The organism is Nocardia sp. NPDC003979 (assembly GCF_053605015.1).
This window is the reverse complement of record NZ_JBSGIJ010000004.1, coordinates 159559-177975: the sequence shown is the minus strand read 5'-3', so window position 1 is coordinate 177975 and position 18417 is coordinate 159559. Positions and strand designations below refer to the sequence as shown.

Annotated in this window: 1 protein-coding gene; it reads left to right on the top strand. The window is 69.0% G+C overall.

Annotated features, from left to right (window positions below):
• The first annotated feature begins 378 nt into the window (after window positions 1-378).
• A complete protein-coding gene (locus ACWEVR_RS10490; RefSeq protein ID WP_452466687.1) occupies window positions 379-18417 on the top strand; it encodes an amino acid adenylation domain-containing protein in 18039 nt (6012 codons plus the stop codon).

Sequence of the window (18417 nt, the reverse complement as noted above, 5' to 3'; positions counted from 1 at the left end):
CCGGTGCTGCCGATGACTTCCACCCCCGTTCACTTCCTGCTTGTCAAGGGTAGTGACACTGCTGTGACCTGCGCGTGTCTGTCGCGCCGGCGGGTCGGCCGCGCGTTTCACGCCCGCGACCCGGGACATGAATCTTCGCGACAGCCGCTTTTGCGTGAACGGTTAACGATTATTCGAAGGTGATCTATTACAGGTACGCCAGACAATTCACCACTGCCGAAAGCCGAAGTAATCGCGCACCGCATTCCCTGCGGTCGGTGCGCCATGCCATTTTGCTGAATCCGCTTTCATCTCCGGTGGTGCCGCATGTTTTGCGGGAGCAGAAACTGTCCGATTTATCGGCCTGCTCCTGGAATGACGCAATACACGGAGGTCCACATGACCCAGTCGAAGCACCATTTGGACAGCAGCTGGGAGCAGTCCGTTTCCGCGCCGGGTAACGGCGCGCACCCACACATCGGCAATGGCAATGGTTCCGGTCCGCGACCTCACGATGTCCTGCCGCTGTCCGCGGCGCAGCGTGGGATCTGGTTCGCGCAGCACCTGGCCCGCGAATCCCCGATTTCGGTGGCACAGTATGTCGAGATCGACGGGCCCGTCGACATCGATGGGCTCGTCGCCGCCTGTAAAACCGCCGGGCGCGAGTTCGGGTGCGCGCACGTGCGGCTGGTCGAGGTCGACGGTGAGCCGTATCAGGTCGTCGACGAAGACCTGCCCTCACCGGTGTCGGTGCTCGATCTACGCGGGGACGACGACCCGGTGGCCACCGCACACGACCTCATGGTCCGCGACTATTCCGCGCCACTGGATCTGCGCAACGACCGGCTGATGAAATGCGTTGTCTTCCAAACCGGTAACGACCACTACCTGTGGTATCAGCGCGCTCACCATATCGTGCTCGACGGTTTCGCCGCGGTCACGATGATGCAGCGGATCGTCGAGCTGTACAACGCGTGGGTGTCGGGGGAGCAGGCCCCGGCGTCCACTGCGAAGGACCTGAGCGAAATCGTGGACCAGGACCTGGCGTACCGGGGTTCGACCCGGTTCGACAACGACCGTGACTACTGGACCGAACACCTCGACGGCGCCCCACCTGTCGTCGGCCTCGCGGGTCACGGCGGCACACCGACCATTCACCCGACGCTCGTCAGCGCGACCCTGCCCGACCACACCGCTCGACAGCTCGACCGGGTCGTCGCCGACCGCGGCACCAGCGTCACGCCGGTGATCGTCGCCGCGTTCGCCGCCTACCTGGCTCGGATGACCGGCAGCGACGAAGTGTTGCTGAGTCTGCCGGTCTCGGGTCGCCATTCCGCGGTGCTGCGACGGTCCGGCGGGATGGTCGCCAATGTGGTGCCGCTGCGGGTGCCCGTCGCCGGGAACCGGACGGGTGCGGTGATCACCGCCGTGCAGAGCGAGCTGACCAGCGCGCTGCGGCGGCAGCGGTACCGGCAGGAGGACATCTTCCGCGATATGGGGATCGCCCGTGACGAAACCGCGTCGTTCGGGCCGGCGATCAACCTGATGATGGTGAGCAACGAGATCGTGCTCGGCGCCACCGTCGGCCGGCTGCATGTGCTGACCTCGGGGCCCACGTCGGACCTGTTCGTCAATATCTATCCCGGCGCGGGCCGCGACAGCACCCACATAGATTTCCAGGGCAACCCGAGCGTGTACAGCGGCGACGAGCTGACCGCTCATCACGCCCGGTTCCTGCGGTTCCTGGACGAATTCCTCGCCGGCGGGCCGGAACGCCCCGTCAGCACCCTGCCGCTGCTGGAACCGGCGGAACAGGCCGCGCTGCTGCCTGTGCGAGGACCGGAACCCGTCGGTGACCGGCTGCTCCCGGATATCCTCACCGCCGGGGCACACCACGACCCGGCCGCTACCGCCGTCGCCGCGGCCACCACCACACTGACCTATCGCGAGCTGCACACCCGCTCCACCCGGCTCGCCCGGTACCTGATCGGGCGCGGTTGCGGGCCGGGGACAGCGGTGGCGATCGCCATGCGCCGTTCGGCAGAGTCGGTCGTCGCGGCGTGGGCGGTCGCGAAATCCGGGGCCGCGATCGTGCAGGTCGACCCGGACTATCCGGCGAAGCGCATCGAGCACATCATCGCCGACAGCGGTGCCCGGATGGTCGTCACGCTCGACGCCGTCCGGGACCGGCTCCCACGCACCGCGCCCGCGCTGGTCCTCGACGATCCCGCGATCCGCGACGCCTGCGCCGACAGCGGTGACGAACCGGTCACCGACGCCGACCGCCTCCGCCCGTTGCACGTCGGCGACCTCGCCTACATCACCTACACCTCCGGTTCCACCGGTGTGCCCAAGGGTGTGCAGGTGACCCACCGTGGCCTGGCGAATCTGGTCGCCGACCGCAGCGACGCCTACGCTCTGAGCCCACGATCACGGGTGTCCTATGCCCTCTCACCCGCTTTCGATGCCTCCTTCGAACAGTTCCTGACCTGTTTCGCCAACGCGGCCACGCTGGTGGTCGTGCCGCCGGAGGTGATCGGTGGTGACCGGCTCACCCGACTGCTGGCCGATGAGCACGTCACCCATCTGACGTTGACGCCGGCGATGCTGGCGACCGTCGACCCGCATCCGCTGACCGAGCTGCGGGTGGTGGTGGTCGGGGGTGACGTATGCCCGCCGCATGTGATCGACCGCTGGTCGCGGCACTGCGCGATGGTCAACGAATACGGGCCGACCGAGGCCACGGTGACCGCCGCGGGCGCGCGGATCCGGCCCGGCCGCGGCCTCACCGTCGGCGGCCCCGTCCGTGGTGTGGCGGCGATGGTGCTGGACCGTGGCCTGCAGCCGGTGCCGGTCGGCACGGCGGGCGAACTGTATCTGGCCGGGCCGGGCCTGGCCCGCGGCTACAACCGGCGCTTCGCCGACACCGCTGCCCGTTTCGTCGCCGACCCCTACGGCGATCCGGGGCAGCGGATGTATCGCACCGGCGATCTGGCTCGCTGGGTCGCGGAGGATTCGGGGGTTTCGCTGGAACTGTTGGGCCGCAGCGATTTTCAGGTGAAGATCCGTGGCTACCGGATCGAACCGGCCGAGATCGACGCCGCCCTCACCGCCCATCCGGATGTCGACCTGTCGGTCACCGTCCCCGTGCACAACAATGCCGGTACCACCGTCCTGGCTTCCTATGTCGTCGCCGTCGAGGATCACCGCGTGGATCCCGCGCAGCTGCAACTGTTCGCCCGCGAATCGCTGCCGCCGCACATGGTTCCGGCGGTGATCGTGCCGCTGGACCGGCTCCCGGTGAACGCGTTCGGCAAACTCGATCGCGCCGCGTTGCCGGAACCGGAATTCGGGGCGGTTCCGGCCGGTCGCGACCCGGAAACGGATCGTGAGATCCTGATGGCCGGCCTGTTCAGCGAGATCCTCGGTGTCCCCCAGGTCGGCGCCGACGACAGCTTCTTCGCCCTGGGCGGTGACAGCATCCTCTCGATCCAGCTGGTGGCGCGTGCGAAAGCCGTCGGGCTGGGTTTCTCCACCCAGGACGTGTTCGAGCACAAGACCGTCGCGGGCCTGGCCGCCATGGCCGCCGAGGCCGGTGGCGCCCCGCAGCTGCGCGAACTCCCCGGCGGCGGTGTCGGACCGATCCCGCTGTCGCCGATCGTGCACGCCATGCTCGGCCGCGGGCATTACGACCGGTTCGCGCAGGCCACTCTCGTCGAACTACCCGACCGGCGCGACCCGGCACATCTGGCACGCGCCCTGCAGGCCCTGCTGGATCGTCACGACATGCTGCGCGCCGTCCTGCACGTCGATGACTCCGACGAGCACCGGCTCGAAGTGCCTGCCCCGGGAACCATCGATGCCGACTCCGTCATCACCGATGTGACACTGCGTCACCGCGACGCCGCCGAAGTCGACCGGCACCTACAGCACGCCGCCGACCGCCTCGACCCCGCCGCTGGTGTCCTCGTGCAGGCTGTCCGGCTCCAGGACGGCACCGGCGCGGGACCGGACCTGCTGTGGCTGGTGGTTCATCACCTCGCCGTCGACGCCGTGTCATGGCGGATCCTGCTCACCGACCTGGCCCGCACCTGGCTACAGGTATCCACCGGCGAGGACCCGCAGCCCGGCACAGGAACAACCTCGGTGCGGAGCTGGGTCCACGGCCTGACCGAACAGGCCGCCGCCCGACGCCCGGCGGAACTGGAACGCTGGAAAACCGTTCTCGCCCAGGGAAACCGGTTGCTCGGGTCACGGCCGCTCGACCCCGAACGCGACGTCATGGCCACCGCCGACCGGATCCGGTTGCGTCTTCCCGCGGACATCACCGACGCCGTCCTCACCGGCATCCCGGCCCGGTTCCACGGCAGCGCCAACGACCCGCTGTTGGCGGCGCTGGCCCTGGCCACGGCGCAGTGGCGGACCCGCCGCGGTGACACCGCGGGGACGGAACTGATTTCGCTGGAAGGGCACGGCCGTGAGGAGCAGGCGGTGCCGGGTGCGGATCTGAGCGCTACCGTCGGCTGGTTCACCACCCGATTCCCGGTCCGGCTCGACCTGTCCGGCGTCGATCTCGATGATGCCTTCACCGGCGGCCCCGCAGCGGGGGCGGCGATCAAACAGGTGAAGGAACAATTACGCGCGGTCCCGGACAACGGGATCGGTTACGGCATGCTGCGTTATCTCGACCCCGTGGGCAGTGCCGAGCTCGGGACCGCGTCGGAGCCCCAGATCAGTTTCAATTATCTGGGGCGGGTGGGTGTCGGCGACCACTCGGGGGCGTGGACACCCACCACCGAATTCACCTCCCTCACCGCGACCACCGATCCTCGGATGTCGTTGCCCGCGATCGTGGATGTGAACGCGATCGCGGTGCCCGGTCCCGACGGGCTCGAGCTCGAGGCCACCTGGGAGTACGCGACCGGCGTCATGGACGCCGACGAGGTGTCGGAACTGGCCGATCTGTGGGTGCGGGCGCTGCACAGTCTGGCAGCGCATCTGCGCACCGACGGCGCAGGCGGTTTCACCCCGTCCGATTTCCCGCTGGTCGCGGTCTCGCAGACCGATATCGATGGTTGGGCGCGGGAGTTCCCGGCGATGACCGATGTGTGGCCGCTGACCGCGCTGCAAACCGGGCTGCTGTTCCACACCCTCTACGACCGCGACGGCGACGACAGCTACATCGTGCAGGCATCACTGACCCTCGCCGGCGAGGTCGACGCCCAGCGCATGCGCCAGGCCGCCCAAACCCTGATCGACCGCCACGACAGCCTGCGCACCGCCTTCGTCGAGACCGCCGACGGTCCCCGCCAGATCGTGCTGCACAGTGTCCGCGCCGATTGGCGCGAAGCCGATCTCAGCACCCACGATCCCGCCGGACGTGACCGCGAGATCCATCGCCTCACCACCGAAGCGACCGCACCGTTCGATCCCGCCTGCCCGCCGCTGCTGCGCTTCCAGCTGTTGCGCACCGGTGTCGGCGAGTATCGACTGCTGATCACCGACCATCATCTCGTGCTGGACGGCTGGTCGATGCCGTTGCTGATCCACCAGCTCCTCGTGTTTTACACCGGTGGCGAGGCCGGTGAGCTCCCGGCCCCGCGATCGTTCCGGGACTACCTGCAGTGGTTGCACTCCCAGGACGATGCCGCCGCAACGGCCGCCTGGCAGCGAATGCTGGACGGGGTGGACAACCCCACCCGGGTCTCGGGCCGCCCGGACCGTACGGGTGGTGCGGCCAGCGGTGAGGTCGGGCTCGACCTCGATGCCGCTACCGCCGCCGCGGTCCTCGATCTCGGTCGCTCCCACGGTGTCACCGCGGGCACCACCGTCGAGGTGGCGTGGGCGCTGCTGCTCACGGCTCTCACCGGACGTTCCGATGTGGTGTTCGGCAATACGGTGTCGCACCGTCCGCCGCAGCTTCTCGGCGTGGAACACATGGTCGGCCTGTTCATCAACACCCTGCCGGTGCGGGTGCGCCTCGATCCCCATGAAAGCGTCGGCGATCTGCTGATCCGGGTGCAATCCGAGCAGGCCGCGATGCTCGAGCACCGCCATATCGGTTTGGCGGAACTGCAGCGCGCCACCGGGGTCGCGGACATGTTCGACACCGTCACGGTGCTCGAGTCCTATCCGCTGGACCGGGAAGGGCTGGCCCGCGATCTCGATGCGGCCGGGCTCCGGTTGATCGATCTCGACGCCCAGGACGCCACGCCGTTCCCGCTGAGCCTGCAGGTGACTCCGCCACGTCCTACCGGCGACGACGCGGGCACCTACACGCTCACCCTGCGCTACGCCACCGACCGGTTCGACACCGATCAGGCCGCCACCCTGCTCGCACGATTCGAACGGATCCTGACCCAGCTGGTCACCGAGCCCGCCACCCGCACAGCCGCTGTCACCCCGGGACCCGGCGAACCGGTGCCTGCCACGGGTGCTCCCGCCGTCCCCGAACGAACCCTGCACGAGATTCTCACCGCCACCGCTCACCGGTATCCCGATGCCGCCGCCGTCAGGTCCGGCGACATCACTGTCACCTACCGTGAGCTGCGGCAGCGGGCGGGTGAACTCGCGAGCGTGCTCGTCGCTCGCGGTGCGCGTCCCGAAACGTTCGTCGCCCTGGCGCTGCCTCGGTCGATCGACCTGGTCGTCGCGATCTGGGCGGTCGCGGAAACCGGTGCCGCGTTCATACCGCTCGATCCGGCCAACCCCGGCGAGCGCATCGCCGGGATGCTGGCCGATTCGGGCACGGGGCTGGGTATTACGACCGCTCCGGTCGCCGCGCATCTGCCCGGCACCGTGGACTGGCTGACTCTCGAGGACACGCCTCACGCTGCTCCCGTACCTTCCAGGCCGGTAGCGCCCGACAGCACCGCCTACCTGATCTTCACTTCCGGTTCGACCGGGACCCCGAAAGCGGTGCAGGTGACCCACCGCGGTCTGGCCGACCTCGTCGCCGCCCACACCGCGGCCTTCGGCGCGGACTCCACCTCCACGGTTTTGCAGGTCGCCTCACCGGGTTTCGATGCCAGCGTCTCGGAACTGCTGCTGGCCCACGGCAACGGCGCCTGCCTGCTGATCGCACCACCGGATGTGTACGGCGGCGCGGACCTCACCGAACTGCTGCGTACCGCACAGGTCACCCACGCCATCATCACCCCGTCGGTGCTGAACACCCTCGACCCGGCGCGAGTACCGGACCTCACCGCGATCGCGGTGGTCGGTGAAGCCACCGGTGCGGACACTGTGAAGCGGTGGGCGCCCGGCCGACGGTTGATGAATCATTACGGACCGACCGAAACCACGATCTGGGCAACCGGTTCCGCGGCTCTGCACCCTGGTGAGCCGGTGACGATCGGTGGACCCGTGCACGGCGTCTCCGTCGCGGTCCTCGATATGTGGTTGCGGCCGGTTCCGGTCGGGGTCGCGGGGGAGCTGTATGTCGGTGGGGCGGGGCTGGCGCGCGGCTATTTCGGCAGGCCCGCGACCACCGCCTCCCGTTTCATCGCCACCGGCAGTGGCGAACGCCTCTATCGCACAGGCGATTCCGTGCGCTGGATTCGCGGACGCACCGGGCTGGAACTGGAATACCTGGGCCGAAACGATCAACAGGTCAAGATCCACGGCCTGCGCATCGAACCGGGGGAGATCGACACCCAGCTCGCCCGCCATCCCGCGGTGGCGAGCGCCGCCACCGTCACCCGCACCGGCCCCACCGGTGAACCGGTCCTGGTGTCCTTCGTCGTCGGCGCACCCGGCCGACACCTGGACACGACGCAACTACACGACCACCTCGACCGCACCCTCGCCCACTACATGCACCCCACAGCGATTGTCGAACTCGACGAAATGCCGGTCACTCCCACCGGCAAGATCGACCGTAAAGCGCTGCGACAACACGAACTCAGCGCACCCGACACCGCCGGCCGCGCCCCTGCGACCCCCGCCGAACACACCATGGCGGAGCTGTTCGCGCAGGTCCTGAACCTGGACGGGGTGTCCGCCGACAGCAACTTCTTCACCCTCGGCGGCGACAGCATCGTCTCCATGCGCCTGGTCGCGCTCGCCCGGGCCGCCGGGCTCGTCCTCACCCCACGCGAGGTGTTCGAAGGGAAGACGGTGGCCGCGCTCGCCGCCACCGCCCGCCGCGGCACCTCGACAACCGGCACCGACGACACCCCGGCATCACCGCTGGTCACCCTCGACGATGACGCCATCACCGCACTGCGGCAACAGTATCCGGGGCTGGCCGACGTCTGGCCGCTGTCGCCGATGCAGTCGGGTATCCACTTCCACTCCACCTTCACCGCCGACGCGGACAACTACACCGTCCAGACCACCATCGGCTTCACCGGTGAGATCGACGCCGACCGCCTGCGCCGCGCCACCCAGGCACTGATCGACCGACACGACATCCTGCGCGCCGGATTCGCTGAAACCGCCGCCGGACCACACCAGATCGTGCTCGGCCACGCCGACACCGACTTCCGCGACATCGACCTGACCGGCGGACAGGACCCACGCACCGCCACCGACATCGCCGCCGATGACGCCGCAGCCGGTTTCGACCTGTCCGCACCGCCGCTGATCCGGTTCACCCTGATCCGACTCGAACCCGGTGTGCACCGGCTGCTGGTCACCAATCACCATGTGATCCTCGACGGCTGGTCGATGCCGCTGCTCATGGGCGAACTGCTCGAAAACTACGGTGCTCCTGAGCAAATCGGCACCATCGGACCCGCGCCTTCCTACCGTGACTACCTGACCTGGCTACAGCACCAGGACCCCGCCGCGTCCAAAGCCGCTTGGGCACGGGAATTCGTGGACGTGGATTCCCCGACCCGCGTCGCCCGCGGCGCAGGCATCTCGGGCAACGCCGCCGAGGTGATCACCGACCTGCCCGCCGACCTGTACCGCGAGCTGCGTGATGTCGCCGCCGACGCGGCCGTCACCGTCAGCACCACGGTCGCTGCGGCCTGGGCGCTGAACCTGCGCGTCCTCACCGGCGAAACCGATGTCGTCTTCGGCTCGGCGGTGTCGGGCCGGCCACCGGAACTGCCCCAGGTGGAGCGCACTTTGGGCATGTTCCTCAACACCATCCCGGTCCGGGTCCGGCTCGAGCCCGCACAGACCCTGCGCGACCTGCTCGTGCGGGTCCAGGAGCAGCACGCCCGCATGCTCGACCACCACTACATCGGACTCCCCGAAATCCAGCGCAGCGTCGGCGTCGCCGAGATGTTCGACACCGCGGTCACATTCCAGTCGTTCCCCGTCGACCGCACCGCGCTGCAACGACTCGTCGATTCCGCAGACCTGCGTGTCGACGAGATCTCCGGCGTCGACGCCACCCCGTTCCCCTTGAGCCTGGTCGTCGCTCCCACCCCCGAAGGTGCATCGGGCCTACGGATCACGCTCCGCTTCCTGACCGACGAATTCGACAGCACCCACGCCGACCACATCCTCACCCGGTTCGTGGACGTTCTCACCCGCATCGCCCGCGACCCGGCCACCCGGCTCGGTGCACTCACGCTCCCCGGTGTTCCGGCTCCCGCCCACCCGGACACCGTCCACCACACGCCGAACACCCTCGCGGGCATCCTCACCGCCACCGCCTCCCGCACCCCAGGTGCCGTCGCCGCGCAGTGCGGTGCGGCCTCCCTGACCTACCGCGAACTCGACGAGCAATCCAACCGCCTCGCCCGCGCCCTGCTGCGTCGCGGCGCCCGGCCCGGCCGGATCACCGCCCTCGCGCTCCCACGCTCACTCACCGGCGTCGTGGCCCTGTGGGCCGCCGCCAAAGCGGGGACGGCGTTCCTTCCGATCGACCCGAACCTGCCCGCCGGACGGATCGAATTCCTGCTGTCGGACTCCGGGGCACCGCTCGGCATCACCGATTCCGCCACCGCACCGAAACTGCCCGACGGCACCGACTGGCTGATCGTCGACGACGAACACACCCGCCGCAGCGTGGCCGCCGAATCGCCGGAACCGCTCACCGCCCCCGGTGTGCCACCCGATCACAGTGCCTACGTCATCTACACCTCCGGTTCCACCGGCACCCCCAAGGGCGTCCTGGTCTGCCACCGTGCCCTCACCGACCTGGTCGCGGCACAACACCGGACACTGCATGTCGACGACCAGGCCACGGTCCTGCAGGTCGCGTCCCCCAGTTTCGACGCCAACCTGTTCGAACTGCTCATGGCACACGGATCGGGTGCACGGCTCGTCATCGCACCACCGGACGTGTACGGCGGCCGTGAGCTGGCCGATCTCGTTCGCCGCGAACGCATTTCGCACGCGGTGATCACCCCGTCCGCGCTGGCCACCGTCCCCGCGGACGACCTCACCACGTTGCGGGTCCTGGCGACGGCCGGGGAACCGGTCGGACGGGAACTGGTCCAACGGTGGGCACCGGGTCGCACCATGCTCAATCTCTACGGCCCCAGCGAAACCACCATCTGGGCAACGGCATCCGAACTGTCCGCCGACGCGCCCATCGGTATCGGCCGCCCCGTCGGTCCGGTCGCCGCCACCGTCCTCGACAGCTGGCTGCGACCAGTCCCGCAGGGCGTGGCAGGCGAGCTGTACCTGTTCGGTCCTGGCCTGGCCGAAGGCTATATCGACCGGCCAGGACTGACCGCCGCCCGGTTCATCGCCTGCCCGTTCGGCAACGGCGGCACCCGCATGTACCGCACCGGCGACCTCGTCCGCCGCAATGCCGACGGCGACCTGGAATTCGTGGGCCGCAACGACTTTCAAGTGAAGGTCCGCGGCTCACGTGTCGAACTCGGCGAAATCGACACCGCGCTCACGGCCCGCCCCGACATCACCTTCGCGACCACCCTCGCCCACACCGACCACGGGGGACCGGCACGCCTGGTGTCCTATGTCGTGCCCGCACCGGGAGCAGACGTCTCGGTCGAGTCCCTCACCGCCGCCCTCGCCGACGCGCTGCCCACCTACATGGTGCCCGCCGCCGTCATGATCCTGGACGACGTACCACTCACCGCCCACGGCAAACTCGACCGCGACCGCCTCCCCGAACCCGTATTCGCCGCACGCGAATACCGGGCTCCCACCTCCTGGCCGGAAGAACTCGTCGCCGCCGCATACGCCCAAGTTCTCGGTGTGCACCGGGTCGGCGCCGACGACGACTTCTTCGCCCTCGGTGGCGATTCCCTCAGCGCCTCGCTGGTGGTCGCCCGGGTCGGTGCCGCACTCGGTGTGCGGGTACCGGTGCGTGCCCTGTTCGAGGCACCAACCGTCGCCGCCCTCGCCCGCCACACCACCACTCTGCGCACCGGCGAACGGATCCCGCTCACCGCCCGCCCGCACCCCGAACCCCTGCCGCTGTCACTGGCCCAGCAGCGCATGTGGTTCCTCAACCGGTTCGAACCGGAATCCGCCGCGTACAACATTCCCGTCATGCTGCGCCTCACCGGCGAACTCGACACCGACGCCCTGCGCCGCGCCCTAACCGACGTCATCGCCCGCCACGAAGTACTGCGCACCGTCTATCCCGAGACCGCGGGTGAACCTCGTCAGCTGGTGCTGGCCGAACCCGACCCTGCTCTGCACACCATCCCCGTCGACACCGCAACCCTCACCGATACCGTGAATACGTTTGTGCGCGACGGATTCGACGTCACCTCCGAGGTCCCGCTCCGCATCGGACTGTTCGACCTGGGCACCGGCGAATACCTGCTCGCCCTCGTCGTCCACCACATCGCGGGCGACGGGCAATCCATGGGCCCGCTGGCCCGCGATGTCGTCACCGCCTATGCGGCCCGGGTCGGCGGGCACGCACCCCACTGGCGGCCCCTACCCGTCCAATACGCCGACTACGCACTGTGGCAGCGGGAAGTGCTCGGCGCCGCCGACGACCCCGAATCGCTGCTGTCCACCCAGCTGCGGTTCTGGCGGGAAACCCTCGCCGACGCCCCCGACCGGCTCGATCTCCCCACCGACCGCCCCCGCCCACCCGTCGCCTCACTGGCCGGTGGCCGCATCCCCGTCGACATCGGCGCCGGCCTGCACACCCGGCTGCGCGAACTCGCCCACAGTCGCGGTTCCTCACTGTTCATGGTGATGCACGCGGCCATCGCCGCCGTCCTGGGGCGCCTCAGCGGCAGCGACGACGTCGTGATCGGCACCCCTGTCGCCGGCCGGGGTGAACCCGGCCTCGAGGATCTGGTCGGCATGTTCGTCAACACCCTCGCCCTGCGCACCGCTGTCGACACCGGCGAACCGTTCACCGAACTGCTCACCCGCACCCGCGACACCGACCTGGCCGCCTTCGAACACGGCGATGTGCCGTTCGAACGGGTCGTGGAGGAACTCAATCCGCAACGCGCCGCCGACCGGCACCCGCTGTTCCAGGTGATGCTCGCCTTCCAGAGCCTGTCCGGCACCGACGTCGAGCTACCCGGCGTCACCGTCTCCCGCGCCGATATCGATACCGGCCTGTCCCAATTCGACCTGCAACTGATCCTCGCCGACTCCTACGACGGGGGAGCAGCGCGCGGGCTCTCCGGAACACTCACCTTCGCCCGCGACCTGTTCGACGAAGCCACCGCCCACGCCTTCCGCACCCGACTGCTCCGGGTCCTGGAAGCCGTCACCACCGACCCCACCGAAGCCGTCGGCGATCTGAAATGGCTCGACGACACCGAGCACCACGACCTCGCAACCCGTGTGGGCCCGCGTCCGTCCGGTACCCGGCCTCCCGCCCTGCTACCGGAGGTTTTCGCCGCTGCCGTCCACGACAATCCCACCGGCATCGCCGTCATTTCCGGCGACACCGAACTCACCTACCGCGAACTCGACAGCCGTTCCAACCAGCTGGCACGGCTGTTGATCCGCCACGGCGCCGGGCCCGAAAATCCCGTGCTCGTCGCCACCGGCCGCACCGCCGACGAAGTCGTCGCCTGGTGGGCGGTGGTCAAATCCGGCGCTGCCTACGTCCCGGTGGATCCCCGCTACCCAGCCGGCCGCATCGAACAGATGGTCACCGACTCGCGCGCCACCCTCGGCATCACCCTGACCGGCACACGGCCCCAACTGCCCGGCACCGTCGACTGGATCCTGCTCGACTCCGAAACCCCCGAACCGGCCGGCGAATCCGACGCACCCGTCACCGACACCGACCGGCTCCGGCCACTACACGCCACCCACGTCGCCTACATCGTGTTCACCTCCGGATCCACCGGCCGCCCCAAGGGCGTCGCGATCACCCACACCGGAATCGCCGACTTCCTCGCCGGACAACGCCTCGGCGCCCCGCCCCGCAACAGCGATCGCGTCCTGCACTTCGCCTCACCGTCCTTCGACGCCTCGCTCCTGGAAATCCTGCTCGCCACCGGCCGCGCCGGCACCCTCGTCATCGCCCCCACCGATATCTACGGCGGCGACGAACTGGCCGAATTCCTGCGCACCCACCGCATCACCCACGTCTTCATCACCCCCGCCGCGCTCGCCTCCGTCGACCCCACCGGACTCGACGACCTCCAGCACATCGTGTCCGGCGGCGACGAGGTCCCCGCCGACCTCATCAACCGCTGGGCGGGCAGCGACCGTGCGGGCACCCGCGAATTCCGGGTCCTCTACGGGCCGACCGAAACCACCATGCTCGCCACCTCCACCGAATCCATCCGACCCGGCGAACGACCCACCATCGGCACCCCGCTGCCCGGCATCCAGGCGTTGGTCCTCGACGACCGGCTCCGGCCCGCACCGGTCGGTGTCAGCGGCGAACTGTATCTGGCCGGACCAGCCCTGGCCCGCGGCTACCTCAACCGCGCCGCGACCAACGCCGACCGATTCACCGCCTGCCCCTACGCCGAACCCGGCAGCCGCATGTACCGCACCGGCGACCTCGTCCGCTGGAACACCCGTGGCGACCTGGAATTCCTGGGACGCAACGACTTCCAGGTGAAGGTGCGCGGCTTCCGCGTCGAACTCGGCGAGATCGACACCGCCCTCGGCGCCCGCCCCGACATCGCCTACGCCGTCACCATCCCACGCCGCGAAGGTACCGGCCCCGTCACGCTGGTGTCCTATGTGGTCGCGGCACCCGGTGCCGAAATCTCCGTCGACACCCTCACCACCGCACTCACCGACACCCTGCCTGCCTACATGGTGCCCGCCGCGATCATGGTCCTCGACCGGATCCCGCTCTCACCCAACGGCAAACTCGACCGCAAGGCCCTCCCCGAACCCGTCCAGCAGACCAGACAGTTCCGTGCCCCGGCCTCGCCGGTCGAGGAAATCGTGGCGGGTGTCTTCACCGACGTACTCGGCCTCGACCGTGCCGTCGGCGCCGACGACGACTTCTTCGAACTCGGCGGCAACAGTCTCGTCGCCACCCGCGTCGCCGCCCGTATCGGCGCCGCCCTCGACGCCACCGTGCCGGTCGCGATGATCTTCGACGCACCGACCGTCGCCAAACTCGCCGCCCGCGCCGAATCCCACGCCGACACCGGACGAGTGGCGCTCACCCCACAACCCCGACCGCCGCACATCCCGCTGTCCTACGCACAGCAGCGCATGTGGTTCCTCAACCGGTTCGAACCCGATTCGGCCGCCTACAGCATCCCCATCGTCATCCGCCTCACCGGCCACCTCGACACCGACGCCCTGCACCGCGCCCTCACCGACGTCGTCGACCGGCACGAAGTCCTGCGCACCCGCTACCCACACATCGACGGTGAACCCGCACAAGTCGTCCTCCCGGCCTACTTCGCCACGCCACCCCTGCACCCCGTCCCGATCGACGACAGCGCTTTGCCCGCCGCGCTCGCCGCACTTTTGGGCACCGCATTCGACGTCACGACCGAAATCCCGCTGCGTGCCAGGCTCTACGAGACCGGTCCCGACACCTGGGTGCTTGCCGTAGTCCTGCACCACATCTGCGGCGACGGATCCTCCCTCGCCCCACTGGCCCGCGACATGATGACCGCCTACCAGGCCCGAGTCGACGGCCACCCACCCACCTGGACACCGTTACCGGTCCAGTACGCCGACTACGCCATCTGGCAGCACACCGTCCTGGGCGCCGCACACGACCCCGACTCGCTGCTACGCGCGCAAATCGACTACTGGACTACGCAACTCGCCGAACTACCGCCACTGCTCGAACTTCCCACCGACCGTCCGCGGCCACCGATCCAGACCTACACCGGTGGCAACGTCGAACTCACCGTCGACGCCGACCTGCACACCGCCTTGGAAAAGGTCGCGCGCGCCCACAACAGCACCCTGTTCATGGTGTTCCACGCCGCCCTGGCCGCCACCCTCGGCCGCCTCGCCGCCACCGACGACATCGCCATCGGTACGCCCTACGCCGGTCGCGGCGAACCCGAACTCGACGACCTCGTCGGCATGTTCGTCAACACCCTCGTCCTGCGCACCCACCTCACCGACCACATGACCTTCACCGAACTCCTCGAGCACGTGCGCGGCGACGACCTCGCCGCATTCGGGCACGCCGACGTCCCGTTCGAACGCCTCGTCCAAGAACTCAACCCCGTCCGCTCCCACGCCCACCACCCCCTGTTCCAGGTGATGCTCGCCTTCCAGAACCACACCACCACCGACTTCCAGCTCCCCGGACTCAGTGCCTCCGCCGTCGAAGCCGACACCGCGACCTCCCTGTTCGACCTCCAGATCACCGTCTCCGACACCCACGACAGCACCGGCGCACCCACCGGAATGAACGGCACCATCACCTACGCCACCGACCTGTTCGACGAGGCCACCGCCACCACCATCGCCGAGCGCCTGCAACGGATCCTGCGCGCACTCGCCACCGACCCCACCCGCCAGATCCACGACATCGACCTCCTCGACACCGGTGAACGCGAAGCGCTCCTGCACCGGTGGAACCACACCGAACACCCCCTCGACCCCCACGAAACCCTCGCAAGCCTGTTCACCCACGCAGCCCGCACTTACGCCGACCGCCCCGCCGTCGAGTACGGCTCCGAAGCCCTGACCTATGCCGAATTCGCCGCACGCGTCAACCGGCTCGCCCGCTGGCTCATCGCCCGCGGCGTCGGCCCCGACACCCTCGTCGCACTGCGCATGCCCCGATCCCTCGACCAGGTCACCGCCATGTACGCCGTCCACGCCGCCGGCGGGGGATACGTCCCCGTCGACCCCACCCACCCCGCCGACCGCATCGACTACATGCTCACCACCGCGGCACCCGTCCTCGAACTCACCTCCCTCGACGGAATCGACCTCACGGGCTACGACGACATCCCCGTCACCGACATCGACCGCCGCGCCCCACTACGACCCGACAACATCGCGTACGTCCTGTTCACCTCCGGCTCCACCGGGCGGCCCAAAGGTGTTGCCGTGCCGCACAGGGCGGTCCTCAACCAGCTCCACTGGATCATCGACACCTACCGGCTCAGCACCGCCGACACCGTCCTGCAGAAGACCCCGGCCACCTTCGACGTGTCGGTCTGGGAACTGTTCGCCACCCTCGCCGTCGGCGCCCGCCTGGTGATCGCCCGACCCGACGGACACACCGACCCCGCCTACCTGGCCGACACCATCGCCGACCGGCAGGTCACCGTCACCTCCTTCGTCCCGTCGATGCTCGCGGCCTTCGCCGACGCCGCCCCCGCGAGCTCCCTGGAGTCGTTGCGCGCCTTGCTCGTCGGCGGCGAAGCGTTCGGCGCCGACGTGGTGTCGGCCGCACGCCGCGCCATGCCCCACACCGAACTACACAATCTCTACGGCCCCACCGAATTCACCGTGCACGCCACCGCCCACCACGTCACCCACGGCGACACCGGCAGCATCCCCATGGGCACACCGGTGTGGAACGTCCGCGCGCACGTCCTCGACACCCGCATGCGCCCGGTCCCGCCCGGGGTAGCGGGGGACCTGTACCTGGCCGGGAACCAGATCGCCCGCGGTTACCACGCCCGCCCCGGCCTCACCGCGGAACGATTTGTCCCCGACCCGTTCACCGCGGGCCGGCGCATGTACCGCACAGGTGACCGCGCCCGCCGCCTGCGCAGCGGCGAACTGGAATACCTGGGGCGCACCGACTTCCAGGTGAAACTGCGCGGCCTGCGCATCGAACTCGGCGAGATCGAAGCCGTCCTCGCCGAGCACCCCACCGTCGCCCGCGCCATCGCCGCCGTCCACACCGCAGGCACCGGGGACCGGCTCGTCGCCTACCTGATGCCGACGGCAGGCCTCGACGTCGACACCGACGCCGTGCTAGACCACGCCGCCACCGAACTGCCCGACTACATGGTGCCGACCACGGTCATGGTGCTCGACACCGTGCCGCTGACCGACTCCGGCAAACTCGACCGCAAACACCTACCGGAACCGGTATTCGACGTGGGGGAGTTCCGGGAACCGGAATCCTGGCTCGAAGGCGAGGTCGCCCGGGTCTACGAGCACGTTCTCGGCATGGCCCGCGTCGGTGCCGACGACGACTTCTACGCCCTCGGCGGCAACTCCCTCAAGTCGGTGCAGGTGGTCAGCGAACTCCGCAAGGAACTCGACTACGAGGTCCCCGTCAGCTGGATCCTGTCCGACCCGCGCCCCACCGACCTCGCCAGACGCATCGAAACCGGAATGCGCACCGGCCACACCACCACCGAACCCACCGCACCCGGATTCGATGTCGTGCTACCGATCCGCACCACCGGAACACAACCCCCGCTGTTCTGCGTCCACCCCGCGTCCGGCCTGGCCTGGTGCTACCGCCCGCTCGGCGAATACCTGACCGAGGACCGACCCATCTACGGAATCCAGGCACCACAACTGAGCGGCGAACCAGGGTCCGCGACCATCGAAGACACCGCCCGCCGCTACCTCGACGAAATCCGCGCCATCCAGCCGCACGGCCCCTACCACCTGCTCGGCTGGTCACTGGGCGGCCAGATCGCCCACGCCATCGCCGCCGAAATACGCGCCGCCGGAGAACACGTCGCGCTACTGGCCCTGCTCGACGCCGAAGCCGACGGATTCGATCCCACCGCCGTCACCACCGTGACAGCCGGTGAACTGGTCGCCAACCTCGGCCCGGTCATGGGTATCGATTTCGTCCCCACCGACGCCACCGCCGAGGAAGCCGCCGCCCTGATCGAACAGCGACTGGGGGAGCGGCTCGGTATCGACGCCGCCCTCATCCAGCACATGACCGACGCCTACAACGAGTCGATCCGGGCCGCCGCCGACTGGCACCCACCGGTAATCGACTGCGGCATGCTGTATTTCACCGCCACCGGCGAACGCCGCGACGACGCGACCGGACATCGGGGATGGGCACCGAGTGTGCGCGGGCACATCACCGATATCGACATCGACGCCACACACCTGGCGATGACCGAACCCGCGGCCCTGGCCCGCATCGCCCGCGTCCTCAACGAACAACTCGATCGGGAGGTCGCAGGGCAGAGCGGCTGA

Bases quoted from the DNA above. Each gene is read 5' to 3' on its own strand.
- ACWEVR_RS10490 (WP_452466687.1), top strand. From the start codon at position 379: ATGACCCAGTCGAAGCACCATTTGGACAGCAGCTGGGAGCAGTCCGTT.